Here is a 24,324-nt window from a genome sequence, read left to right on the forward strand (position 1 = left end):
GGGTCGTCGTATATGTCTTGTCGATCCGCGTCACGGGTGTTCATTAAGGGATATGTTGAGAAAAAACGGGACCGTGGGATCGCGTTTTTGGAGAAAGTCCATTGCTCTGTCGATACACCAGAAGGTGTGCATCTGTTCTTCGGGCAAGTGGTGTGGACGGCCAACCCATCCATTGGAGGAAATACCGTGGGCCATGCCGGGATGCACTTCGTTACGTTTGTGATATTGCTGTAGCCATTCGACATAGTCGTTGTGGGCGCCCCGGGTGGCATCGGCCAGTTGCATGTGGTCAAAACCATAGCGCTTGCGTGCAGGGGATAGGTGGAGTTTGCCGATCATTTCTGTTTGATACCCCGCCCTGGACAATTCGCCAGCGAGCGTGTGAGGCGGATGCCACTGAGCACTTTTGAATCCGACAACGCCATTTGCTGCGGGTGCTGTGCCGGTCATCAGGCACCGGCGAGCGGGTATGCAACTGGGGCATTCGGAGTATCCGCGGTGAAAGTGCGTGCCCGTGCGGGCAATCCAGTCCAGGTTGGGTGTTTGCAGACACGAGGGACTACACGGGTCGAGACCTATGCAGTCGCCGCGTTGCTGGTCGGTCATGATGAGCAGGATATTTGGTCGAGAGTCTGACATATTATTCTCCGCAGGGAATGACGGGTAGCGTGATGTGAGAAGGATATGCTTTTGAGTGATAGACGGTCTGATGGGCCTGGCGCATCTCGGTCTCACGACCCAGCGAGCCGCCTGTATTGAGGTTGCGGTCAAACCGGGGGAAATTGGAAGAAGATATTTCGAGGCGAATGCGATGGCCTTTTTTGAAGACGTTTCCGGTTACGCCGAGGTCAATTTCGTAGGCATAGATGCTACCGGATTTGAGCAGGGTGGGGTTGGTGAGGCTTTCCCGAAAGCGTGCACGCAAAATGCCGTCGCAGAGGTTCATGGCATACCCGGTGGGCGATACATCGACGAGCTTGGCGGTCCAGTCCGTGTCTGTGCAGTCGGTAGCGGCGTAGATGACGGCTTTGATGGGGCCCGTGACTTCCATGGCTGTTTCAAGGGGGGCGCTGGTGTAACAGAGTACGTCGCTTCGCATCTCTACGGGACGCTGGTCATAGGGACCCCACGGTACGATGTGGGGTGAGCAACAGTTGTTGCCGCCCATCGTCGGGACGGGGTAGCGAGGGTCATAAGTGTAGTGATCAGGCGATTCGTTCTCCGGTGATGCTGTGGAGAGCGTGCCGTTGCCGAGTAGCGTATTGGCACCGCCGCCGGAGTGCAGGTGCCATTTTTGCCATTGGGTTCTCGCAAGCGGCCATTCGCGTTCGTCGCGCCACTGGTTGATGCCCATGATGAAGAGACGCAAAGGCGGTTCATCCGCGATGCCGTTGTCAATACCCTTGAGCCAGTGGTCAAACCAGCGCTGTTCAAGACTTTCCAGATCGACCATTGACGGTGCTCCGAAGTCAATGTCGCCGGTTTTAGGCGATAGGCTGAGAGAGTGTGGCCAGGGGCCGACGATGAGTTTGCTCTTTTTGGCTTCTTCGGTGCGACCGTGCAGGCGCAAGCCGTTGAAGTTGGTGAAGGTCTGTGCCGCGTAAAGATCGTACCAGCCGCCCATGTTGAACGCGGGGACGGCGATTTCACCCCATTTGGTTTCGTCGTTGAATTGCTCCCAATAGTCGTCGTAAGCGGCATGTTCGACCCAGTCTTTCCAGAAATTCAGGTTTCGGCCCGCCTGTTCGTCCATTTCTATGAGGGGTAGTGCGCGGAAGGCTTCGGTCCAGTTGTGGAATTCAATGGTTTGTGCGGTGCGGGCGTTGGTACGCATGCCCCAGGTCATCATGACGTTGAGCTGGAAAGCACCGCCGGGGTGGACCAGGCCTGAGTAATAGTCCGTGCATATAACGCGAGGTGTGATGCATTTGAGGTACTGGCTGCGATACGGCGCGCTGCGCCACTGGACCGTGCCGCCATAGGAACTGCCAGCCATGCCGATGTTGCCATTGCACCATTCTTGTTTGCCAATCCATTCCTGAGTGTCGTACCCATCTTCGCCTTCCCGAAAGGCGTAATATTCCCCTTCTGAGTCCCACCGTCCGCGACAGTCTTGGATAACACAGGCATAACCATTGTTGGCAAGCCTCCGGGCTTTTTCAACCATGTTGTCGGCGTTGTTGCTATAAGGCGTTCGCATGAGCACGGTGGGGAATTTACCATGCGCTCGAGGCAGGTAGATATCGGCAGAGAGATTGATATCATCTCGCATGGGCACTTTTACGTCTAATTGCATGTTGACGTCGTAGTTGGTTTGCATAGAAAACTCCAATAGTGGAGATAGAGGTTAAATGAGCACCGGCCCCTGTGTATTACGCCAGTCCATTTTAATGCGATCCACACTGCCATCTGGATGGGTAATGTGCGTGTTCCAGGTCCACGGCGGGTGATTCTGGAGGTGACGCCAGCGGTGTGAAATAATGTAAAACGCCACAACGGCAAAATCAAGTTGCATTCTCTAAAATACATAATGTTAATTTTCATAACCGCCCTTTATGGACGCTGATAAACTAATATCGTAATTATATCTCTCTGCTTACCTCGAGTACACAACAAAAGCCCGTCAATCGGTGATGATCGACGGGCTTTTTATTTTTTGTGGTTGCCCCTCAGGGATTCGAACCCCGATACCTGGAACCAAAATCCAGTGTCTTGCCATTAGACGAAGGGGCAATACTATGTCGAGGGCTAAATATAAATTTTTAGCCGATTACAGGCAACTTACTTTTTAGAAATCAGCGATCAGCGGACAGCTAAACCTTCTGGATCGCGGCTCAACTTCATACCGCGATGACGGTTGTTACCACTTCCCACTTCAAATTTCTTACTTCCCACTTCTCATCCTCGCCCATGTGTCGCGCAAGGTAATCGTTCGGTTTAATACGAGTTTTTCATCTGATGAGTCTGTATCGACACAGAAATAGCCCAGGCGCTCGAATTGGACCACGCTGCCAACTTCTGCCCCTTTCATGCTTGGCTCGACATAACATACAGGACGCACTTCCAGTGAGTTGGGGTTTAAGTTGTCTGTGAAATCCTGTCCATCTTCGGTTCGGGTGGGGTTTTCCGTCATGAATAGCCGGTCAAATAATCGGACTTCGGCTTTCAATGCGTGTTTGGCTGATACCCAGTGCAATGTCGAGCGAACCCTGCGTTTATCGGGTGTTGTGCCGCCGCGGCTTTCGGGATCCCAGGTGCAGCGGAGTTCGATCACATTGCCGTCGTCATCTTTTATTGCTTCCTGACAGGTGATATAACACGCCGCGCGCAATCGCACTTCGCGTCCAGGTGCAAGGCGGTAAAATTTGCGGGGAGGATCTTCCATGAAATCTTCCCGCTCGATGTACAATTCCCGCGAAAAAGGCACGGGGCGCGTGCCGGTATCGGGGTCTTCGGGATTGATCATCGCTTCAAATGTCTCTTCTTCGTCTTCGGGATAGTTTTCAATGACCACTTTTAAGGGGTCAATCACGCCCATTACCCGGGGCGCGACTTTGTTCAGGTGTTCGCGAATATAGAATTCAAACAAATCTATTTCCGCGGTTGTATCCCGCCGGTTCATTCCCACGCGCCAGATGAAATTTTTAATGGCTTGCGGCGGTATCCCGCGTCGTCGCATTCCCGAAAGCGTGGGCATGCGCGGGTCTTCCCATCCGTTTACGAGACCGCGCTCGACCAGTTGGGTCAACATGCGCTTGCTGGTCAATGTGTAGGTGATATTCAACCGCGCAAATTCAATTTGCTGCGATGGGAAAATTTCCAATTGCTGGATGTACCAATCGTACAGGGGGCGGTGTTCTGCAAATTCGATGCTGCACAGCGAGTGCGTGACTTGCTCTATGGCGTCGGATTGCCCGTGTGCCCAATCGTACATTGGATAAATACACCATTTGTCGCCTGTGCGATGGTGCGATGTGTGTTTGATCCGATACATGACGGGATCGCGCATGTTCATATTTGGCGATGCCATGTCGGCTTTTGCGCGCAATGTACACGCGCCATCGGGAAGTTCTCCATTTTTCATTCGCGCAAATAGATCGAGATTTTCCGACACGGTGCGATTGCGATAGGGGCTGTTTTTTCCCGGTTCTGTTACTGTGCCTCGGTATTCGCGTATTTCCTGTGGACTCAAGTCGCAAACATAGGCTTTTCCCTGTTGGATGAGTTCCACTGCATAATTGTAGAGTTGGTCAAAATAGTCAGAGGCAAAGTACAATCCGTCGCCCCAATCAAAGCCCATCCATTTCAAATCTTCTTGGATAGATTCGACGTATTCGGTGTCTTCCCGGTCCGGGTTGGTGTCGTCAAACCGGAGATTGCACTGTCCGTCAAATTCCTCGGCGAGACCAAAGTCCAGACAAAAAGCCTTGGCATGGCCGATGTGCAGATAGCCATTTGGCTCTGGGGGAAAGCGCGTTACGATTTTTTTGTGTTTGCCATTTTTTACGTCTTCGCGAACAATTTCACGGATAAAATCCGTTGGTGTGTCTTCGGTTGTTGCCATTTTTAGACCTTTTGGGTTGTTAGTTGTTAGTCTTTAGCTTTTTTATTTCACACTTCACCTGTTCTACGACCTGATCCAGAGGCACATCTGTGCGATCATTTTCGTGTCGCAATTTCATCTCTATCTGTCCATTTGCCAGGCCGCGCGATCCCACGGTCAACCGTATTGGTATGCCGATTAAATCTGCATCGTTGAATTTTACGCCTGCGCGTTCATCGCGGTCGTCGAGCAATACATCCAGTCCAGTAGCCTTTAGTTGCCCGTACAATTTTTCGGCAGCTTCCAGTTCTCCTGCGGGTTTTCTGCCCGTCAGGACTACGATTTGCACCTCAAAGGGCGCGACCGATATTGGCCAGATAATGCCGTGGTCATCGTGATGGGCTTCGATAATACACGCCAATAATCGGCCCACGCCAATGCCGTAACATCCCATGAAGAGGGGCTGCATTTTACCGTTTTCATCCAGGACCTTCGCGCCCATGCTGTCGCTGTATTTTGTGCCGAGTTTGAAAATATTACCCACTTCAATGCCGCGCGTGCTGTCGAGCGGGGTTTCGCATACTGGACAGGGCATGCCTTTTTCTACGGCGATGAGGTCTGTGACGATATCGGGATCAAAATCGCGTCCCACATTGACGTTTAAGTAGTGATATCCTTCCTCATTCGCGCCCGATACAAAATTTGTCCCTTTTGCAATGGCTTCATCTACGACTACGATTGCATTTTTCACGGCCATTGGCGACGCATATCCAGGGACTGCGCCCACTGCGGTGATTTCCTCGTCTGTTGCTGGGCGCAATGCCTGCGCCTTTACTACGTTGGCGAGCTTGGTTTCATTTAATTCTCGATCGCCGCGCAATACTGCAAAAATAAATTTTTCTTCGCCGCTTATTGTGCCGATTAAAAATACGGCTTTGGCTGTCTCGCTCTGCGGTACGTTCAAAAACGACGCGACTTCTTCAATGGTTTTGCAATTGGGGGTCGCCACTTTTTGCAGGGGTTTTTCACTTCCCGCTTCGATGGCTTCCCTCTTATATGTCGCTACCTGTCGATTGGCCTGATAACCGCAGGCATCGCATAAGAGCAGGGTGTCTTCGCCGCCCGGGTTTAAGTACATAAATTCATGCGCTTCTGTTCCACCCATCATTCCCGGGTCGCTTTCTACTGAGATGACGTGGTCTCCCAATCCCGCGCGCTCAAATATCCGCTGATATGCCTCGTACATGCGCGGATAATACGCATCTAAACTCGCCTGGTCGATGTGAAAGCTGTACCCGTCTTTCATCGTAAATTCGCGTACGCGAATCAATCCACCGCGGCTGCGCGGCTCGTCGCGGAATTTGGTCTGAAGCTGAAACGCGCTCAAGGGCAATTGTCGGTAGCTCTGTACCATGTGACGCGCCAGGTCGGTTACGGCTTCTTCGTGCGTCATTGCCAAACACATGTCGCGGTCTGCGCGGTCTTTCATGCGCATCATTTCCTGGCCCACATCGTTCCACCGTCCACTCTCGTGCCAGATTTCCGCAGGTTGTACCACGGGCATCGAAATTTCAAAGCAATCTGCGCGTTCCATTTCTTCGCGCAAAATCTGTTCGATGTTCCGCTTCACGCGCAGTCCCAGCGGTAAGAAGCTAAAGATTCCCGATGCGAGAGGACGAATTAGCCCCGCGCGCAAAGCCAACTGGTGACTGATGGCTTCTGCATCTGCGGGCACCTCGCGCAGGGTTTGTGTCAATAATTGAGAGTAACGCATTTCTATTCCTTTAGAAAATTCTCGGGAAAATATAAACAAAATACGGGAATTAGAGCCAAATATTGTGTTTAGTTTGATATTGTGGACGATTTGGCATTGTATAAAGTTTCACGATGGGCGTCCAAGTGCGATTAACAGATCTGGACGATTCGAGCCGATGGCGTCAACTCCCAGATCGATAACACGCTGTATCTCCTCAACCGTGTCGGGGTTCCAGGCGCGGATCAGGAGGCCGTGTGCATGGGCTTTCTGAACGAGCTGGGCGTCAATATTTGGATGGAGGATGTGTATCCCTACCGCTCCCATATCGATAGCCTGTTCACACGCATCAGATGGTGGATTCGACCACAACGCACCCAGTGCCAGGCTCGGATTAAGCTGGCGCGCTTCGCGTAGCCGCTCATGGACAAATGAGGTCAGAAGTACCTCGCTTTCTATATTATTTCGCTCAACCGTCCGGACGACCGGCTCGGCGGTGTCGGGTCCTTTCAGTTCGATCTGAAGAACCACTTTCTCGCGCACCAGGTCTATGACTTCCTGTAGTGTCGGAATGCGCTCTCCTTTACCGGCGTCCAACCGCTTGATTTCCTCTAACGTAAAGTCGGCGACCGCACCCTGTCCATCGGTCGTTCGATCTACGGTGGTATCGTGAATGACGACGAGGTGCTGATCGCGCGTGAGGTGTACGTCAAGCTCGATCTGATCGACGCCGAGATCTATCGCTTTTTGCATGGATAGCAGCGTATTTTCAGGCTCGAGTGCTGCTGCTCCCCGGTGTCCTGTAAGAATCATTTGAGTCCTCTCTTCCATAAATTTATCCGATTTCGACTATCAACCCATCTTCGCCGACCATGACTTCGCCGTCGTATTTTTGGCGAATCTGGTCGCCCATGCGATGCACAGCTTGTAGATCACCCGTGATGTCTTCGATTACCAGATGCTTGATTATCACGCGTTTTACATTGGCTGCGGTCGCGATTTCTGCAATTTCTGGCGGTGTAATATGCCATGATCCCCAGGGTTGGGTCGCCAGGAATTCAGCGGTGCCCGAACATTCTATGGATAATAAATCGGCATTTTGACAGAATGCCGGGAATTCCGCATCGGGATTCCCGTCGCCCGTGATTACGACGCGGTGATCTCTCGTATCGACGCGATAGACGAGCGTGGGGATGCCGCCGTGGTCTGTGAATGTTGCGGATAATTGAAAGTCGTCCGTAGATAGAAATTTGCCTTTTGATCCGATCTCAGTAACTTCGGGATCGAGTACACTGTCGTCTTTGCCATGCCCAATTCGACTTTGAATATCCTGCTCAAAGGGCGGGCGAATGACATGCGATATAAAGTGTTTTGTCCCGACAGGACCATAAATTTGAAGGGGCTTTTTGCGTACTTTCACCCATCCCACAAATACGAGATAGGGGACATCGACGATGTGATCGAAGTGCAGGTGGGTCAAGAATAGTCGATCTATATCTTCGCAATTCACACCTGCGCGCGCCAGGTTTGTACACGCTGACCGACCGCAGTCAAACATCCAGTTTTCATTGCCGATTTGCAATAATTGCGATGGGCCGCCGCGATTCGGGTTGTCCCGCACCGCACCACTGCCGAGCATGATATATCGCATGGTTAGATCCTCTATAACGGTCCGTTGACAGGAAATTCGGGTTTTTGTCGGTTGAGAACGCGCACGATGTCCGCTGCGACCATTGCCATTTTTTGTATTGATTCAGCCGAGTGGCCGGAATAATGGGGCGACAGGAGCACGTTGTCGAGTTCGCACAGGGGATTGTCTGGCGTTGCGGGTTCACTTTCGAAGACGTCGATGATTGCGCCTCCAATTTGTTTGTTTTTCAATGCGGTTACGAGTGCCTGTTCGTCGATAACTGGACCGCGGCTGCAATTGGCGATAATGGTGTGGGGTTGCATGCGGGCGAGTGTGTTGGCATTGATGAGGTGATGCGTGCTGTCGAGGAGAGGGACGTTGAGGCTGATATAGTCCGAGGTAGATAGGAGGTCGTCCAATTCCACGCGGCGCACATTCAGGCGGTTTTCTTCTTCTGGAGGAGGGGGATATTCATCGGTGTAGATAACATTCATTCTGAAGCCGAGGGAGCAAATTTCCGCAAGGCGACGGCCAATGCGACCAAAGCCGATAATGCCCAGGGTTTTGCCGATTAATTCGGGGGCGTGTACGCGGTCTCGGAGTGCCCAGTCGCCAGAGCGGGTCGCGGTATCGGCTTGACCAATTTTGCGCGGCAGGGCGATGAATGACATGGCGATATATTCGGCGACGGCTTCAACGGGGGCGCCGGGTGTGTTGACGACGTAGATACCGCGCTCGGTGGCGGCGTCAACGTCGATGTTATCGACGCCAATGCCGTGGCGACCTATGACTTTGAGGCGCGGTGCCCGGTCCATTACGGGTCCGTCTATGATGCCCCGAGCGCGTGCGAGAATGCCATCTGCGTCTTTGACCGAGGCAATGATTTGATCGGGTTCAAATCCTTGTGCCCAGAGGATTTCGCAGTCGTTTTTGAGAAGGTGATCCTGTCCACAGGGATGTACGGGTTCAAAGAGCAGGATGTTGAATTTTGCCACAGTGCGTCCTTTCTATTGTTGTTTTTGCGAAAAATATAGTGTATATCCAGAGTGTGATTTTGTCAAGGTGTGAGGAATTTATTTTTTTAGATTCTGCCTTGCTTCGTTTTTGGGTTTTATATATATTTCCCTATCTATGAGGCGACCCCGTCGTTCAGTGGTTAGGACACCGGGTTTTCATCCCGGCAACGGGGGTTCGATTCCCCTCGGGGTCGCCATTAATGTGCGTGTATTATTCAAAGGGTCGTGACTTCACGACCCTTATTTTATTTGTGGATGAATGAGATATAAAGACTATATTGGGGAATGGTCTGTTTGTTGATCAATATTCCAAATAAAGAAAGGAGTTCTTTTGACAATTGCACCTCTTCTTTCACCTGATGCTTTTGAAGGTATTGAAGGCATGGCCCACCTGTGTACGGGGGGTGAATCCCCATGGCTCAAAAGTCAGGCTGAAGTATATGCCGATTTTGCCAGATTTAAGGGTGGATCGCACAAGGGCCGCGATAAAATTTACGACAGGGGAGAACGCTGTCGCAAGCGCATGGGGCAGCTCTGGAATGTGCCGGCCAATCGCATTGCGTTTATGCCTTCTGCTGCCGAGGGCATGGGCTGGTTTTCGCGGGGGTTGGACTGGCAACCAGGCGATAATGTCGTGACCAATAATCTCGAGTTTCCCTCTGTGGCGTATGCGTGGAAGCATCTGCGATCCAGGGGTGTTGAGGTTCGTCTGGTGCCGCATAAACAGTGGCGGGTGCGCGAAGAGGATCTCCTCGACGCTGTTGATTCCCGTACGCGCGTTCTCGCTGTCAGCCATGTGGGGTTTTATACGGGACAGTGTTTAAATTTGGCGCAACTCTCTGAAGGCGCGTGGAAAAAAGGCGCTTTATTCGCCGTTGATGCCACGCATTCTTCGGGTGTTTTGCGCGTGCCAGCGCATTTGACCGATCTTACGGTGAGTAGCAGTTACAAATGGCTTTTGGCAACGCACGGTACGGCGCCTTGTTTTTTGAGCGAACGCGTAGAAGAGCAGGTGGCTTCGACGTGTTTTGGCTGGCACAATCTCAAAGTGTGGCCCGAACAAACTGCCGAGCGCGATCCCGAAGTCGCCGAACAACCGATGCCGGAAAAACTCGAACCCGGGAATCCAGCTATGCAGGTGGTTATGCACCTGGATCACGCGCTGGGCGTGATTTTAGATATTGGTCCCGAGAAGATTGAGAATCACGCACGCGATTTGTCCGAACTGGTGTCCCAGGGACTTGCGAAGTTGGGCTATGAGGTTATTTCGCCCAATAACCGGGAAGCGCGGTCGGGCAATACCTGCTTTGCGTGTAATGATGGTCGCGAGATGGTCAATCGTCTCGAAGAGCGCAATGTTTTTTGCTGGGGCGAGTTTGGGCGGGTGCGCGTTTCCACGCATTTGTACAATGGTAGCGATGATGTGGCGCGATTGCTCGATGCGCTGAATGAAGTAATCCGCAGATGACGCAGATGGTCGCAGATATAAATGTAGGAGCGGGTTTCAAACCCGCCCGTTTTTAAGAAAGGATATTAGCTATGATGAAATTGGGTTGTATGTCTCTGAGTTACAAAGATCAGTTCACTGCTGGCGAAATCGATATGGCGGGGTTTATCGACAAGGCTTATGATTTGCGTCTGGATGGGATTGATATTCACACCCGCGCGTTTGAATCTGAAGACCCGGCGTACTTGCGGGATATTCGCATGCGCTGTCTCAGGCGCGGTCTGGTGATTTCGTATCTGGGCGTGAGCAATGATTTTGGCAGGCCCCAGGAAGAGTTGCAGGAGGTGATAGATAGTGTCAAGCACTGGGTCGATGTTGCAGAGTTTATGGGTGTGCCACTCGTGCGGATTTTTGCGGCGTGGAATCGCAATGACGAGCCTGAAGAACAGGTTTGGGATCGCATGATGCCCTGTATGGAGGAGGTCGCAGAATACGGACAACAAAAGGGCATTGTCCTGGGTTTGCACAACCACAATCACGGGTGTGTTACGCGCACGGGTAAAGATGTGCGCCGGATTCTCGAGACGGTCGATAATCCCCATTTGTCCCATATTCTCGATACGGGGCAATACGTCGGGTCGCCGGGGTCGAGTGGTCAGCGCGGGACTGAAGATCCGGCATTGGATTTCTACGGGAGTATTGCAGAGACAGCCCCTCTTGCCGTGCATGTCCGCGCAAAGGTCTATCGCATTTCTACGGGAGAAGAGGTCTGGCTGAATTATCCGCGCATTTTCGAGATTTTGAATGGGGTGAATTACAACGGCTGGGTATCAATCGTGTATGAGGGACAGGATGAAGAGGCAGAAGAGACAGCGGTTCCCAAAGCTGTGAATTATTTGCGGCAGTTCGTGCCGGGTGGGTGAAGGAGATGTCTGTGAGGTGCAGTCGAACTTTGAAGTCAAATAGAAAGGGCATTTAATGAGATGATCGAACAAAACGTCGCTCATTGCGTTTCGATGCCGCAATGACAACCGTCGTTACGTAGATTTAGCAGATTAGGGAATAGGGCGTAGTGATCAAAGAGAATGCAGACCTTGTAGTTGTCACTCCAATGGTGCTATTGACAACCCCTTAGAACTCGCAATGTTAAAAGAAAAACAATACCAGATATATCGGAATCGAATTGAAGTGCTTCGTAGCGATGCCCAGCGCGATGGTTTCGCTATGAACGAGGTGTCTGAAGCGGATTTCTGGTCATTTATCGAGTCAATATCCTTCGCGCAGAAAGCAGGGGTAGTGTTCTTGGATAATGGGAATCTGCGTGCTGTCTGGAAAGACGAGAATGGTAGCCACCTCGGGCTTCAGTTCCTCGGTAACCGATTGGTAGAGTATGTTATTTTTAAACGCCGTCAGGCTACCAAAGATATTTTGCGAGTAGCTGGTCAAGACACGATAGAAGGTATCAAGAAAAAGATTCGTGCTTTCGATCTCACAGCGTTGATGAATGTGTGATAATGAGAAAGTAAAGGAACTGGAGGACTGATGAATAGAGATGAAGTTCTGAATGTGCTCCGAGCACACAAGCCGATTCTTTTGCAACGCTTTGGCGTCAGAGAACTCGCCTTGTTTGGGTCCTTCGCCCGCGACCAGGCGACGGACACCAGCGATATTGATATTTTGGTGCGGTTTGACGCGCCGCTCAATTGGCAACGCTACTTTGGAGCCCAAGGCTATCTGGAAGACCTGCTTGGTCGGCGAGTGGATCTGGCAACTGACCAGGATCTGCGTGTCGAGATACGGCCCTACGTAGAACGTGAGGTGATTGATGTCTAATGCCGAGCAAGAAGCACGGGAGTGGCGCTTCTATGTGAACGATATGATAGAATTTGGCGAAAAGGTACTTTCCTATACCGAAGGAATGGATCAAGATGCGTTCATCTCGGATGGGCTCACTTATGACGCGACTCTGCGAAATATAGAACTGATCGGTGAGGCAGCAACCCACATTCCGAGTGAGGTGCGCGAGGCGTATCCAGAAATTCCCTGGCGCGCCATCGTAGGGGCACGCAACCGCCTGGCGCATGCGTATTTGGGTATTCGGGACGATGTCATCTGGACAATCATTCAAGACGCCGTTCCAAAACTACTACCCGCGTTGCGAAAACTATTAGACACAACAAGTAAGGATTCTGAATAGATGGCTAAACGAAGATCATCCAAAAAATCGGAGTTCCTGGATGACCTGCAGATGTAATGGTGGAAGTGGTGTAGAGGACTATCCATAGGCCATTTCGGGGTGTTTTCCGAGGACGCGCAGGAGGCGTTCGTCGGCGCCTTCGAGGACGTAATCTGGCATGTGATAGTTGAGATAGGGCCAGAATCGCTGGGCGACGAAACGCTGACCATAGACCTGGTGAAAGAGATAGCGGATGCGGTCGGATGTATTGGGGGCACCGCGATGCCAGGTCTGGCTGCTGAGGAGGTAGAGGTCTCCTGCTTTCATGTGCAGAGATTTTGGTTCTTGACCGTCGAAGGTTGGATTTTCCGGATCGTTGGGTTGTCTGCCCGCGTAGTGGCTGCCCGGCACGAATTGGCTGGGGCCATACTGGTCTTCATTCTGGTCTGTCAGGGCGATCTGGAACGACATGCGGAAAACGGGCATCTGAAGACGCCTGTCATGACCGCTGATATTGTCATCCGTAATGGGAAATTCCAGGCTGTCATCTACGTGAAAGCGGTTAATGCCGAGATCTGTGCGGTTCAAGATGCATCCCTGTGCCATGCAATGGCACTGTGCCCCGAGGACTGTTTCGGCGATAGATATGATAGGCTCGCGCACGAGCAGGTCGCGGAACATCCGGTCGCATTCAAATAGCCGATGCACAACGATGGGTTCTTTGCCATCGTGCTGCGGCTTTATTTTTACATTTCGCATTTCAGCGAAATAGGGTTCTGCAAAGATCTGATCGACGCGTCTGCATATTTGCTCGCATTCTTCCCGAGATAAGACGTTTCGGATGATGGTCGCGCCGTTTTTATAAAAATCTTCGAGAATCGGCGATAATTCTTCTTCTGTAAAGGGTTCGTGAAGTGACATGGGATATTCCTCTCCTCAAATCGCGCCTTTGGGTACGCCTTTGCCGACGTGGGGAAGCAGGCCCTGGATGGGCTGCCCGGGCGCCAGTTTTCCATTCTGGACAAATCCCTCTGGACGCCCTGTGAGTTCCTCAATCAGTTGATCGCGCCACCAGGCCAATCGGTCGGGACGCTCGCGGGACAGGTCGTTGATTTCGCGGGGGTCTTCGGTTAGATCAAAGAGCAATTCTCTTCCCGTCTGGGTAAACCAGGCGTACTTCTCCTTGCCGTCCGTGAGCCACTGATTGGCAGATGTCGCGTGTTCTCCGTGTATAAACGGACGCCAATTATTCCCGCCGCAATTCAACACACTTTCGCCGTCGAGATCGGCAGGGGTATCGATTCCCGCGATGTCGCAGAAGGTTGGGAAGATGTCCCGCAGTTCTACCGGCGATTCTACGAGGGATTCACGCGGCACTGCGCCAGATGTTCTGGGCATTCGCAGGATGAAGGGCACGCGAGCGGATCCGTCATAGGGCACGCCTTTTCCCACATGGTTGTGATCGTATAGCATTTCGCCGTGATCCGCGGTGAAGAGTATGGCTGTGTTGTCCTGGACATCGTATTCGTTGAGCGCCATGATCATGCGGTTGATCTGGAAATCGATGTGTGAAATCTGTGCGTAATACGCTCTTCGGGCATAGGCCACCAGCGCCGGGTCTCGTGGGATTGGGCTGTCGTGGCCGCCCTTGCGGAGTTCGTGGTCAACCCAGTTTCCCATGGCGGGTGGGGGAATGTCCTTTTGCAAATATCGATTCAAGAAAGACGCGGGAGGGTCCAGCGGTGGGTGGGGCCGGTGGTAGGACAGCGTGAGGAAGAAGGGTTTGGATGTATCGCGTCTGCGCAAGAAGTCAATGCCCTGCGAGGTCACCCAACTCGTGGGGTGAAGCATTTCGTGGTAGGGCCAGGCTTGCGCTGCGTATCCATTGCATCCCACGCCAGAGTCGTTGTGGTCGGCATAGACCGCGCCGAGTTTTTCCCGAAGCCAGGGGGTGTAATCGTCGTTCAATCCAAATTCGCGGTTTTCCCGCCGGGCGCGATGCATATAGCCGTCGTGTAGTACGACGTTGTGAAAACCCACGAGATTGCGCCAGGGATAGACGTGCATTTTGCCGACGCACTGGGTGTGATAACCCGCATCTGATAGGGTTCCGGGGAGGGTCACTGGATAGTCCCACTGCACGCCGCCGTTGGTGAGATATCCGTGGCGCTTGGGGGCGAGGCCCGTGAGGATCGTGGCGCGAGCAGCAACGCATACCGGGCACGAGGCATAGGCCTGGGTAAATGTGACACCTTCGTCTGCCAGACGATCCAGGTGGGGAGTTTCAACTGCGGGATGACCGGTATATCCCAGGCAATCTCCTCGCCATTGATCGGTCAGGATAAAGAGTATATTGGGAGAAGTTTCGGTTGTCGGCATTGGGTGTATCTCCTGTTATCCCCTTCGCTTGTTGGCTAAAACCCAGACGTCGCGGAAGAAAGACTGACGGCTTTCTTCCAGGCGATTGATCACGACCGGGTTCATGCAGGGCTTGGGTTCGTGGAATCGCACGGTTACGTGATTGTACGCGATGAGGATGGCGCGTCGCGGATTGTCCGGATTGGTCCAGGTAGATCCCGTGTGCCGCACGCCTTCTGAAAATACGACGAGGCTTCCCGGCGGGCAGCCATAGGTTTCCCAAACCCCCGAGTTTGGATTATCGGCTTCTTCGGGCCAGGTGCCGTCCTGGGCGGAAGCGAGATTGGCTTTGTGCGAGCCGGGAACGAGGCAGGTGCCGCCCTGGCCTTTTTTTACCTCGTTCAATTCCCAGACAATGCGCGTCATTGCGCTGTAGATGCGACCGTTGTGGAAGCGAAAGGAAAACGAAGGGTGGAGATTTGTTCCTCCCACGTGTGGCCGCCACTCGTTGCCGGTTTTCTCAGCGGACCGGCCAGATATGAATACGCTTTCCAGTCGGATGCGCTCCCGATCCTGGTCAATGACTTCTTGCAGAATGCCCATGACGCGCGGGTGATCGATTAAAAATTCCGTGGGACCAGAAATGGGCGAGCGATGGTGTTCGGGAAGGCTTTCGGGCGTTTTCATATACGTTTCGATATGGTCGCGTGCGATCGCGATTTCTTCGTCGGTGAGCACACTGGGGATGACGAGAAAGCCTTTTAAGTCGAAGAGGAATTTTTCGTAATCCGACATGGGCAAATGCTCACGCGCTGTTTTCTCAGACATGGGCTTTTTCTCCTCTATTTTTCGGGCCACGGTCGAAACAAATTGCGCTGTTCTTTTGTATATCGCGCCAGTGTGTGCGATGTGATATGCTGGGGTTCATCCATGGTGGCGATATTTTGCGACATCATCCAGTAGGGACCATAGCCTACGTGGATGGTTTTGCGGACTTGATCTGAGCGGTTGGTCAAGCCACCGTGCCGCAGGTGTTCTGTAAAAAAGATCGCGTCGCCCGCTTTGGCTTCCAATCCGATCATTCCCGGTTCTACATCAGGGTCGTTGTCATAAGGGCAGAGCAAGGTGCTTTTGTGCGTGCCGGGGACGACGCAAAACGCGCCTTGTTCATTGGTGACATCGTGTATAAAGTAAATCATGCGCACCATCATGCAGTCGATGCGATCACCACTGGTATAGCGGTATTTTTGATTTTCCGGTCTCGTGCCGCCGTGGCTGCGCGATGTATTGTTTTTGTACCGAATGCGGATCTCTGAATTGTTGATGGTGTAGCGACCGCGGATAACGGTTTGCACGTATGGCAATGTTTTTTCGTGGTTTACCAGGAGATCAAATGTTGAATCTGCATTCCAAAAGTCTTCTATGATCAGGGTTTTCCCCTCGGCACATGATCCCTGAACGTGGTAGCCTTTCTCCTTGTTGACGTGATATTCGGCTCCCCATGCACTGTGTTTTCGAGGCGGTAGAGCGACATTGGATAGGGCGTGTTCTTCCAATTTGTCAACGGCTTTGCGCAGGGTTTGCACTTCTGCATTCGTGAGCAGGTTTTTGATTGTGATATATCCCTGGCGGTCAAATTCGTATTGTTCGACTTCGTTCATTGTGGTCCTTCCCGTTAGTTCTTCCGGAATAACAGCATTGCGATTCGTCTTTCTCCCACCACGACCTTCACAATTGCCTTGATATAGATGGGTTTTTTTAGCAATGCCAGTTCCCGGACTTTTGCCTTGAGCACCGGATGTGGATCGTCGATTCTGATCACGCCCTTAAAAGAACGCTTTGATTTTTCGGCATCGACCATCTGTCCGTTCTGGACCATCTCGTTATTCTCTGGCTCATCGGCATCCATCTCGATAATCATACTCAGATCTGTGATTTCATTTACGGATAGGGGCAGTCCACCCGTGTCGAATTGCCGTTCCACAATGCGGTCTTGAAGCGTATTCTGGATTTCCTGTTGAATCTCGTTGGGAAAAGTGTGAATCCTGAATTCCGCGGTGTGGGTACCTTCGATGACTGTGCCGGTTAGCGCTATCCGGTTTAATGGCTCGGCTTCGATCTTTTCTCCGGGATCGAGTGGCCCGGCATTTTGCACGTTTAATGTGCTGTGGAGATCTATTTTTTTTACCTTGCCGAGTGCGAATACCGTGTCGTCTTCTATCGTGACGAGTTTGCCCGAAAAATACTCTTCCAATTGCTTGGTGACCTGACCATCCGAGATATCGTTGAATTGCGCAAATCCCGTGCTCCACCAATCCGGCAAATCGAGGTCTGTTCTCAGTATTTCGCCGTCTCCATAAGTTGTAATCAATTCAATCTGAGCCGGTTGACCGACGCGTGCGAGCCTTTGTGCGGCACCTTTTAGACCTGCGGAAATTCGCAGATCGTCAAAATCCAGGATACGCGCGATTTCGTCTCCTTTCGGTACAACTGTTCCGACGACTTCCTTCTCGAACAGGATGACGCCGGCGTGCGTGGCTGTCAATGTTTCGCGCTGGGATAGCTCTTGTTCCCAGGCGGACGTCGCACTTCTCATTACGCCCTGAAGCTCCCGTTCCGATAGAGTTAGAGAAGATGATATTGCAAGACTGTCGAGTTCACCACTCAGTTCTTCTGCAACTTGTTTTGCGCGATAGCGGTTGACCTGGGATTTATCTCTGGAAATTTCAAATAGTGGCTGACCAATTGTTACGTCAGTTTTATTTTTTACCAGTGCTTCTATGACTATGGCATCCTCATCAGAAGATAGGACATATTCGTGCGGCTTGATCGGTTCGGCATTAGATAACACGAGGTCTTCTGTCTTCGTAAACCACAGAAAGGCGATGGCTGCGGCGACCGCAAAAACAAAGCCATATCCGAATATTTCCAGATATTTGACATACTTCGCGATAAATCTGCGGGTTCTCAAGTTCTGTGTTTTCGGTTTCTCTGTCGTTTGCATTTTTTTACCTGTGGTTATGAGAAGATCGCGTTACCCAACTTGTCTGGTATCATCCAGGCCGAGGTATCGCCGGTACATCTCTGCGTACTCGCCTCCATTGCGAATCAGTTCTGCGTGTATCCCTTGTTCGAGGATCTGACCGTCGCCGAGAACGATGATCAGGTCGGCATTTGCCACTGTTGTGAGTCTGTGAGAGACTATGAATGTGGTGCGTCCTTCTGCCACGCGGTCCAGGCTTTGTAAAAATCGCTGTTCTGTGGCGCTGTCCAGGGATGATGTGGGCTCGTCCAGAATGAGAATTTTGGGATCGCGAACCATGGCCCGGGCAATCCCGATCCGCTGTTTCTGACCCCCTGAGATTCGCGTGCCTTCTCGAAGGTCGGTGTCATATCCGTTGCGTTGGGATGAGGCAAATGCGTCTATGTCCGCCAGTTGGGCGGCTCTGACCACCTCATCGTCAGATGCATGGGGCTGACCGAATAGGATATTTTCTTTGATTGTTCCGTTGAACAAATGCGTTTCCTGTAAAACCAGACCAACCTGGTCCTGATAGGTGCTCGATTTTACTTCTCTGAGGTCCTGGCCATCTACTATTACCCTGCCCGAATCCGGGTCGTATAGCCGGAGAAGCAGGTTCGCTACCGTGGTTTTGCCCGATCCACTGTGTCCCACCAGGGCGATTTTTTGACCTGCCTGAACGGTGAAGCTCAGGTTGCGCAGGATCGGTGTGCCATCCTCGTAAGAAAAGGAAACATTGTCAAAGACGACATCGCCCCTGACAGGTGGCATTGCCGGTGCATTGGGACGGTCTGTAACAGCGGGAACCTGATCCAGTGTTTCGAGAATGCGCTCGGCGGGAACCATTGCAATGCGAACTTGCTGAAAATACCGAATCAGGACTTGAATGGGATTGGACAGGCGATTCGTATAGGAGAAAATGGGGAAGACAGACCCATAGGAGAGGTTGCCTAAAATAACTTCTCTGAGAAAGTACAGTCTTATCAGTCGATTTTTTAAATAGGGAAGCAGGCCGTTATTGCGCGCGAGTTCTCCTTCGATGACACGCATATAAAACAGGCGCATCGCGGCGCGATATCCTTCGATGGTGAGATTGAGATATCGCTTTACTTCGTGCCGACGCCGACCAAATGTCTGTACGACAGCTGCCCCGGCAACGCCTTCTTGAAGCCCGGCGTCGCGCGCCTGCCATCTCTCTCTTACGCGGCGATCGAATCTGCGCTGTATGGTCGCGATCTTCTGGGCGACCATTCCATAAGGGATTGAGTAAATCAGAATGACCAGCGAGACTCGCCAGTCCAACCAGGTGGTGAAGATGAGTATGAGTATGAACTCATAGACCGCACGCAATGTCGCTGGCAAGATGTCCGTAATCATGCGCATTACGGCCCCCGTATCTGCGCTGGCGCGATACATGTGCTCGCCAATACCACGACTCTCGTAGAAGGTCATGGAGAGACGCTGGAGGTGGGTGAAGAAGTGGGTTTTGAGGGCTAAGCTCACGCGTAGATCTACGTAGTGATTGAGTATGGTCGTCATGGTACCGACCAATCTCTGAATCAGAACAAGCACGACATAGGCGACAAAGATACTGTAGAACAGGTTCCAATCTTGATTTGGAAATGCATCATCGATGAGAAACTTGCTCAGCCACGGATTCACAACCCGAAACGTGCTGACGACAATCGTGCCCATTACGACGAGCAGTGCCTTATCCCAGACGGGAATCATTAGCCTGAGAAAACGCAGAAAGACTCTTATGAGTGACTGTTTTACCCCCTTGCGGGGAGGAGGAAAATAGTTGAACATTATCTGGTCTTACCTGTTCAATATACGCGCGTGGACTGCTCTCAAAGATACCACAATTAGGCGAAGATATGTTTGAATGTCAATTGGATTTTCGGGTTTGTGGGAGAACAGAAAACAATTGCGTCTGGCAGAAAATCCACTTTTTTATACAATAGTCTATATGTTGTGGCACATTTATTGCATCTGCAGGAGCCTGCTTCATGTTTAATCTGATCGGAAATTACGCCAAAATTGCTATCAGGAATTTGATGCGGAACAAAGTGTATTCCGCGCTCAATATCCTCGGTTTGGGCATCGCCATGTCCTGCTGCCTTTTAATCGTGTTGTTTTTACAACGCGAACTGCAATACGATCACAGATATGAAAAGGGGGATCGCATTTACAAGGTTGTGCGAGAAATAAATATCCAGGGCGGATCGCGCAATTTTTCCTGGGGTACGTCGGGATCTTTGGCCCCCGCGTTGCAACGCGATTTCCCCGAAGTGGAGTCAGCTATTCGAATATGGCCCTGGAATGTGAAGGTCGAACGCGAGAATATTTTGTTTCCCACACGGCTCAATCGCGTTGACAAACACGTATTTGACGTGTTTGAAGCCGAATTTGTTCAGGGCAGCGCACAGACGGCTTTTGAAGATCCAACGAGTATTGTGATTACCGAGCGCATGGCGAATGTTATCTACGGCGAGGAAAACCCGATGGGCAGGGTGCTCACCGTTGTCAATTCGATTTTTGGAGGCGATTATATTGTGCGGGGTGTGTTGAAAGATCGCTTCGAACCCACGACAATCCCGTTTAATATGTTCATATCGAGAGACCCCAATGCCCAATGGAGTAACAAATTGCACAGATGGGATCCGGCTGCGGGTTTTCGACCGGTACAAACCTATATTTTGCTTCAAGAAGGTGTTTCTCCCAAAACACTGGAGCAAAAATTTCCAGATTTTATAACGCGCTATATGGGCGCAGAAATCCAAAAATACAATGCGTATCATCTTCAACCCCTGCATCGGGTCTATTTGCATTCGCGCGCAGATTACGACATCCAGAGCTTCGGCGATATCGATCAACTCTATACGATGTGTGTGATTGCTGCATTTATTCTGATCATTGCCTGCGTGAACTTTATGAATCTGGCGACAGCCCAATCAGTCCGGCGCGCAAGAGAGGTGGGCTTGCGAAAAGTGGTCGGTGCCAGTCGCGGGCAGTTGATCCAGCAATTTCTGGGAGAGTCCCTGATTGTCGCCTGTCTCGCGTCGTTGCTGGCACTTATTGTTGCGCACGCGGCACTGCCCGTGTTTAATGATTTGATCCAGCAAAATCTGGTATTAGATCTCAGGGCATATATGACTTTGATCCCGGCGTTGATCGGCGTGGTACTGGTATCCGGGATACTCGCCGGAGGTTATCCCGCCTTTGTTTTATCTGCCTGGCAACCGATTGATACATTGAAGAGCCAGGTTCAATCCAGATCGGGTGGTTCGTGGTTCTGGAAGGGTCTGGTGATATTCCAATTTTCAATTTCGATTTTTTTGATCGTAGGGACGCTGGTCGTGCGCAACCAGATCTCTTATATGCTGGATCGGGATCTGGGGGTTGATACAGAACATCTGGTCATGTTACCCATTTTTATTTCGAGCCGGGAGGCGCATTTTGTTCACGCCAACCGCCTGTCGTCGCGATACAGTACTGTGAAGCAGTCGTTTTTGAGGCATCCCAATGTCGTTGGGGCAACAGCATCTCAGTATCGCGCCTTTCCCAGCGGGGGTGGCTCGCGGAGCAAGCCCATTCGCCCAGAGGATTTGCCGGGAGATGACTGGTGGATTCTGATCAACGAGGTCGATCAGGACTTTGTAAAAACAATGGGTATCGAGCTGGTTGCTGGCAAAAACTTCACCCCGGGCAAGGGCAATCCCCTCAGGGGATGGACGCGCGAATTTCTGATCAATGAGTCGGCAGCCAAATTATTTGGCTGGGATAATCCCATCGGCAAACAAATTCAGAAGCTGGATGGGGGCGGCGGCACGGGTACTGTTGTGGGCGTGTTTAAGGATTACCATTTTGATTCCTTAAAAGAAAAAATCGCGCCCCTCGCATTTGTCAAGTGGGCCAGGCTATATGCGTATTTAACGCTTAAAATAAAGGGCGGACAGTTTGTAGAGACGATGGATTTTTTGGAAGAGGAATGGTATAAGTTCGTGCCCAACGAAGCGTTTAACCCCATTTTTATGGACGATGGATTAGCATCTGCGTACCGCAATGAACTTCGCCTGAGAAGAATTGCTGGCATTTCTTCATTGCTGGCGATCGTGGTGTGCTGTTTGGGTCTGTTCGGTTTGGCCGCTATCTCTGCCCAACGGCGCACAAAGGAGATTGGTGTGCGCAAGGTGCTCGGTGCGTCTGGCGGACAAATTGTGACGATGTTTTCAGCCGAATTTGTCAAGCTGGTCGCGTTTGCCAGTCTTATTGCCTGGCCTCTGGCTTATTATATGCTCAATGACTGGTTAGCCGATTTTGCCTATCGCATCGGTCTGGATATCTCGGTATTTGTATTGAGCAGTGTACTGGCTATTGCCATTGCCCTGATCACTGTGAGTTACCAGGCCTGGAAAGCGGCGCAGACCAATCCGATTGAGGCGCTTAAGTACGAATAGGGTCTCAATCGGCTGCATCGACGTCTGTGCCCAACTGCATCTGCTCATCCCATATTCTGCGGTAGAGACCGTTTGCTGATAGCAAGTCGTCGTGTGTGCCATTTTCGACGATTCTGCCCTGATCCAAAACGTAGATTCGGTCTGCTTTTTGAACGGTCATGAGTCTGTGAGAAACCATCACGGTGGTTCGCCCCTCCGATACGTTCCAGATCGTGTCCATGACGTGTTCTTCCGATCGAGAATCCAGGTTCGAGGTCGCTTCATCCAGAATGAAAACCGCGGGATCTCTGATCAGGGCGCGGGCAATGCCTATTCTTTGCTTTTGTCCGCCGGATAATCTCGTTCCCTCTCCAAGATCTCTTTCAAATCCCTCCGGGTGGGCGATGACGGCATCGTAAAGCGCGGCCATGCGGGCTGCTTCTTCTACGTCTGCGTCCGAAGCCTTTAGATTTCCATACCGGATATTCTCGCGGATAGTTCCGGAAAATAAAAAGGTGTCTTGAAGCACAACGCCGAGTTGATTGCGGTAGCTCAAGAGTCGGACATCTTTCAGGTCGTGTCCATCTACGAGAACCGATCCGGTGGTGGGATCGTAAAGCCTCAAGATGAGGTATAGCATTGAGGTCTTGCCCGATCCACTCGGTCCCACGAATGCGACGCGCTCTCCAGGACGGATTGTGATGTTGATATTTTCCAGCACGGGCTGTCCCGATTCGTATTCAAATCCCACGTTTCTGAATTCGATTGTGCCGCTGAGGGACGGTATGGTGCTCGCATCGGGCGCATCGCTTATCTCGGGTTGAACGTCAAGGGTTTGCAGGACGCGTTCGGCCTGGACGAGTTGAAGGCGAATGCTCTGGATCAGCCTGATCATTCTCTCCATCGGGCCTTCAAATTGCCGGGCGAGGAAAAACACAACACTGAATTCTCCGATGCTCAACTCCCCGGTCATGGTGTGGTAACCTACGTAGAGCCACAACACTTTTTCAACGCCTTCAGAGAGAAACCACAGAACGCCCTGGTGCGTAAAGATATGTAGAACGCGGTACTTGATCCAATATCTGCGGTTCTCGATAAAAGTTGATGCATATCGGCGGGCAGACCAGCGCATGCGGCCGAAACCTTTGACGGTCTTGGTCGCGGCTATACCGTCTCTCAAGATCGTCCTCAGGTACTGTGCCTGCATTCTCATGTCCCATCGGACTCTCTGAAGGCGCGTGTAGAAGTAGTGGGATAGGGCTGTGTAGGGAAAGGAGTAGAGAAAAATCAGCACTGTGAGATAGGGATCGACCAGACTGAGGATGATGCCCGTCCAGATAATCCGGTAGGCTATGGTGATCGCATTGGGAACATCGTCGGTGATCATGGTGATCAGGCCACCTCCGACGTCAGCAGTGCTGCGATACATGTGTTCGCCGATGGGCCGACTCTGAAGAAAGCCCAGGGAAAGTTTGTGGAGGTGGTCGTAGAAGATCGTGCGCAGGTGGATGGTGACTTTCATGTCGATATACCACCCGAGGATACGCCGTGTTATTTGAGAGACATTCGAGATGATCCACATCAGGAATTGGATACCAAAGACAAAAAAGAAAAGCTGCAAGCGGCGATCTACTGGCAGGTCGATGTTCAGAATGACTTCATCGACCTGATATCGATTCAAAAAGACGCCTATCTCACGGAGCGGAACGCCTACCATGATGAATAGCATCCCGAGGATGACTTTCGTCTTGTGGGGATACAGGTACTTGAAAAATCGCCAGAAGGTTTCCCATTCGCGGTTTGCCCGTTCCTGTTCTGGAGACCAGGCCGGACCTCGCCACACTTCGGGCTTTCTCTGTCGGATGTCGAGAATTCTCATTGCCATCCTCAGGTCTTATGAGACCTTCATAAAATCAACATTGACGCGTAAATTTATGAAT

General features: G+C 51.6%; 20 protein-coding genes and 2 tRNA genes. 7 read left to right on the top strand and 15 right to left on the bottom strand.

The features are described from left to right. Nucleotides 1-30: 30 nt before the first annotated feature. The 8 genes from F4Y39_05645 to F4Y39_05680 form a co-directional block, all read right to left on the bottom strand. The gene (locus F4Y39_05645; protein MYC13193.1) at nucleotides 31-639 is read right to left on the bottom strand and encodes a sulfatase-like hydrolase/transferase; all 609 of its coding nucleotides are present in this window, start codon (nucleotides 637-639) and stop codon (nucleotides 31-33) included. Nucleotide 640: 1 nt separating this feature from the next. Continuing rightward, nucleotides 641-2,320 (bottom strand): CocE/NonD family hydrolase, encoded by a 1,680-nt coding sequence (locus tag F4Y39_05650; GenBank protein ID MYC13194.1) that lies wholly within the window; start codon nucleotides 2,318-2,320, stop codon nucleotides 641-643. A gap of 339 nt (nucleotides 2,321-2,659) precedes the next feature. Further along, nucleotides 2,660-2,733 (bottom strand) — tRNA-Gln (locus F4Y39_05655). Nucleotides 2,734-2,884: 151 nt separating this feature from the next. After that, nucleotides 2,885-4,564 carry a glutamine--tRNA ligase/YqeY domain fusion protein gene (locus F4Y39_05660; GenBank protein ID MYC13195.1) on the bottom strand — a complete coding sequence of 560 codons (1,680 nt, stop codon included), beginning with the start codon at nucleotides 4,562-4,564 and terminating at the stop codon, nucleotides 2,885-2,887. 19 nt (nucleotides 4,565-4,583) lie between these two features. Beyond that, nucleotides 4,584-6,317, bottom strand: coding sequence for a proline--tRNA ligase (locus F4Y39_05665; protein ID MYC13196.1), 1,734 nt, complete (start codon nucleotides 6,315-6,317; stop codon nucleotides 4,584-4,586). A gap of 108 nt (nucleotides 6,318-6,425) precedes the next feature. Beyond that, the gene (locus F4Y39_05670; protein MYC13197.1) at nucleotides 6,426-7,127 is read right to left on the bottom strand and encodes a glycerophosphoryl diester phosphodiesterase; all 702 of its coding nucleotides are present in this window, start codon (nucleotides 7,125-7,127) and stop codon (nucleotides 6,426-6,428) included. A 4-nt stretch (nucleotides 7,128-7,131) separates the two neighbouring features. Continuing rightward, the gene (locus tag F4Y39_05675; protein MYC13198.1) at nucleotides 7,132-7,947 is read right to left on the bottom strand and encodes an MBL fold metallo-hydrolase; all 816 of its coding nucleotides are present in this window, start codon (nucleotides 7,945-7,947) and stop codon (nucleotides 7,132-7,134) included. An 11-nt stretch (nucleotides 7,948-7,958) separates the two neighbouring features. Continuing rightward, a complete protein-coding gene (locus F4Y39_05680) occupies nucleotides 7,959-8,921 on the bottom strand; it encodes a hydroxyacid dehydrogenase (protein ID MYC13199.1) in 963 nt (320 codons plus the stop codon). A 143-nt stretch (nucleotides 8,922-9,064) separates the two neighbouring features. Here F4Y39_05680 and F4Y39_05685 point away from each other — a divergent pair. The 6 genes from F4Y39_05685 to F4Y39_05710 all read left to right on the top strand — a co-directional run bounded on the left by F4Y39_05685 (nucleotide 9,065) and on the right by F4Y39_05710 (nucleotide 12,586). Continuing rightward, a tRNA-Glu gene (locus tag F4Y39_05685) sits at nucleotides 9,065-9,139 on the top strand. Between the two features lie 134 nt (nucleotides 9,140-9,273). Then, nucleotides 9,274-10,410 carry an aminotransferase class V-fold PLP-dependent enzyme gene (locus tag F4Y39_05690; GenBank protein ID MYC13200.1) on the top strand — a complete coding sequence of 379 codons (1,137 nt, stop codon included), beginning with the start codon at nucleotides 9,274-9,276 and terminating at the stop codon, nucleotides 10,408-10,410. Between the two features lie 71 nt (nucleotides 10,411-10,481). Then, nucleotides 10,482-11,312 carry a sugar phosphate isomerase/epimerase gene (locus tag F4Y39_05695; GenBank protein MYC13201.1) on the top strand — a complete coding sequence of 277 codons (831 nt, stop codon included), beginning with the start codon at nucleotides 10,482-10,484 and terminating at the stop codon, nucleotides 11,310-11,312. Nucleotides 11,313-11,532: 220 nt separating this feature from the next. Continuing rightward, nucleotides 11,533-11,901: a hypothetical protein gene (locus F4Y39_05700; protein ID MYC13202.1), complete on the top strand. Its 369-nt coding sequence runs from the start codon at nucleotides 11,533-11,535 to the stop codon at nucleotides 11,899-11,901. A gap of 30 nt (nucleotides 11,902-11,931) precedes the next feature. After that, entirely contained in the window at nucleotides 11,932-12,222 is a 291-nt protein-coding gene (locus F4Y39_05705; protein ID MYC13203.1) for a nucleotidyltransferase family protein, read from the top strand. Next, nucleotides 12,215-12,586: a DUF86 domain-containing protein gene (locus tag F4Y39_05710; protein MYC13204.1), complete on the top strand. Its 372-nt coding sequence runs from the start codon at nucleotides 12,215-12,217 to the stop codon at nucleotides 12,584-12,586. Before F4Y39_05705 ends, F4Y39_05710 begins: the two co-directional genes overlap by 8 nt. A 78-nt stretch (nucleotides 12,587-12,664) precedes the next feature. Here F4Y39_05710 and F4Y39_05715 read toward each other — a convergent pair whose 3' ends face one another. The 6 genes from F4Y39_05715 to F4Y39_05740 are packed head-to-tail and all read right to left on the bottom strand — an operon-like array spanning nucleotide 12,665 to nucleotide 19,754. After that, nucleotides 12,665-13,486, bottom strand: a complete 822-nt coding sequence (locus tag F4Y39_05715) for a phytanoyl-CoA dioxygenase family protein (protein MYC13205.1) — start codon at nucleotides 13,484-13,486, stop codon at nucleotides 12,665-12,667. Nucleotides 13,487-13,501: 15 nt separating this feature from the next. Continuing rightward, nucleotides 13,502-14,944 (bottom strand): arylsulfatase, encoded by a 1,443-nt coding sequence (locus F4Y39_05720; GenBank protein MYC13206.1) that lies wholly within the window; start codon nucleotides 14,942-14,944, stop codon nucleotides 13,502-13,504. Nucleotides 14,945-14,959: 15 nt separating this feature from the next. Then, the gene (locus F4Y39_05725) at nucleotides 14,960-15,751 is read right to left on the bottom strand and encodes a phytanoyl-CoA dioxygenase family protein (protein ID MYC13207.1); all 792 of its coding nucleotides are present in this window, start codon (nucleotides 15,749-15,751) and stop codon (nucleotides 14,960-14,962) included. A gap of 14 nt (nucleotides 15,752-15,765) precedes the next feature. Beyond that, nucleotides 15,766-16,584 (bottom strand): phytanoyl-CoA dioxygenase family protein, encoded by an 819-nt coding sequence (locus tag F4Y39_05730; GenBank protein ID MYC13208.1) that lies wholly within the window; start codon nucleotides 16,582-16,584, stop codon nucleotides 15,766-15,768. A 14-nt stretch (nucleotides 16,585-16,598) separates the two neighbouring features. After that, nucleotides 16,599-17,927, bottom strand: a complete 1,329-nt coding sequence (locus tag F4Y39_05735) for an HlyD family efflux transporter periplasmic adaptor subunit (protein ID MYC13209.1) — start codon at nucleotides 17,925-17,927, stop codon at nucleotides 16,599-16,601. A gap of 30 nt (nucleotides 17,928-17,957) precedes the next feature. After that, a complete protein-coding gene (locus F4Y39_05740; protein ID MYC13210.1) occupies nucleotides 17,958-19,754 on the bottom strand; it encodes an ABC transporter ATP-binding protein in 1,797 nt (598 codons plus the stop codon). Nucleotides 19,755-19,954: 200 nt separating this feature from the next. Between F4Y39_05740 and F4Y39_05745 the strand changes: the two genes are divergently transcribed. After that, nucleotides 19,955-22,405 carry an FtsX-like permease family protein gene (locus tag F4Y39_05745; GenBank protein MYC13211.1) on the top strand — a complete coding sequence of 817 codons (2,451 nt, stop codon included), beginning with the start codon at nucleotides 19,955-19,957 and terminating at the stop codon, nucleotides 22,403-22,405. A 4-nt stretch (nucleotides 22,406-22,409) separates the two neighbouring features. Here F4Y39_05745 and F4Y39_05750 read toward each other — a convergent pair whose 3' ends face one another. Continuing rightward, entirely contained in the window at nucleotides 22,410-24,269 is a 1,860-nt protein-coding gene (locus tag F4Y39_05750) for an ABC transporter ATP-binding protein (GenBank protein ID MYC13212.1), read from the bottom strand. Nucleotides 24,270-24,324: the final 55 nt, after the last annotated feature.

The organism is Gemmatimonadota bacterium (assembly GCA_009838845.1).
In the GTDB taxonomy this organism is placed as follows: Bacteria; Latescibacterota; UBA2968; order UBA2968; family UBA2968; genus VXRD01.

Excerpts from the sequence above, each read along its gene's own strand:
- F4Y39_05645 (MYC13193.1), bottom strand. The coding sequence starts at position 639 with ATGTCAGACTCTCGACCAAATATCCTGCTCATCATGACCGACCAGCAA.
- F4Y39_05650 (MYC13194.1), bottom strand. The coding sequence starts at position 2,320 with ATGCAAACCAACTACGACGTCAACATGCAATTAGACGTAAAAGTGCCC.
- F4Y39_05660 (MYC13195.1), bottom strand. The coding sequence starts at position 4,564 with ATGGCAACAACCGAAGACACACCAACGGATTTTATCCGTGAAATTGTT.
- F4Y39_05665 (MYC13196.1), bottom strand. The coding sequence starts at position 6,317 with ATGCGTTACTCTCAATTATTGACACAAACCCTGCGCGAGGTGCCCGCA.
- F4Y39_05670 (MYC13197.1), bottom strand. The coding sequence starts at position 7,127 with ATGGAAGAGAGGACTCAAATGATTCTTACAGGACACCGGGGAGCAGCA.
- F4Y39_05675 (MYC13198.1), bottom strand. The coding sequence starts at position 7,947 with ATGCGATATATCATGCTCGGCAGTGGTGCGGTGCGGGACAACCCGAAT.
- F4Y39_05695 (MYC13201.1), top strand. The coding sequence starts at position 10,482 with ATGATGAAATTGGGTTGTATGTCTCTGAGTTACAAAGATCAGTTCACT.
- F4Y39_05700 (MYC13202.1), top strand. The coding sequence starts at position 11,533 with ATGTTAAAAGAAAAACAATACCAGATATATCGGAATCGAATTGAAGTG.
- F4Y39_05705 (MYC13203.1), top strand. The coding sequence starts at position 11,932 with ATGAATAGAGATGAAGTTCTGAATGTGCTCCGAGCACACAAGCCGATT.
- F4Y39_05710 (MYC13204.1), top strand. The coding sequence starts at position 12,215 with ATGTCTAATGCCGAGCAAGAAGCACGGGAGTGGCGCTTCTATGTGAAC.
- F4Y39_05715 (MYC13205.1), bottom strand. The coding sequence starts at position 13,486 with ATGTCACTTCACGAACCCTTTACAGAAGAAGAATTATCGCCGATTCTC.
- F4Y39_05720 (MYC13206.1), bottom strand. The coding sequence starts at position 14,944 with ATGCCGACAACCGAAACTTCTCCCAATATACTCTTTATCCTGACCGAT.
- F4Y39_05725 (MYC13207.1), bottom strand. The coding sequence starts at position 15,751 with ATGTCTGAGAAAACAGCGCGTGAGCATTTGCCCATGTCGGATTACGAA.
- F4Y39_05730 (MYC13208.1), bottom strand. The coding sequence starts at position 16,584 with ATGAACGAAGTCGAACAATACGAATTTGACCGCCAGGGATATATCACA.
- F4Y39_05735 (MYC13209.1), bottom strand. The coding sequence starts at position 17,927 with ATGCAAACGACAGAGAAACCGAAAACACAGAACTTGAGAACCCGCAGA.
- F4Y39_05740 (MYC13210.1), bottom strand. The coding sequence starts at position 19,754 with ATGTTCAACTATTTTCCTCCTCCCCGCAAGGGGGTAAAACAGTCACTC.
- F4Y39_05745 (MYC13211.1), top strand. The coding sequence starts at position 19,955 with ATGTTTAATCTGATCGGAAATTACGCCAAAATTGCTATCAGGAATTTG.
- F4Y39_05750 (MYC13212.1), bottom strand. The coding sequence starts at position 24,269 with ATGGCAATGAGAATTCTCGACATCCGACAGAGAAAGCCCGAAGTGTGG.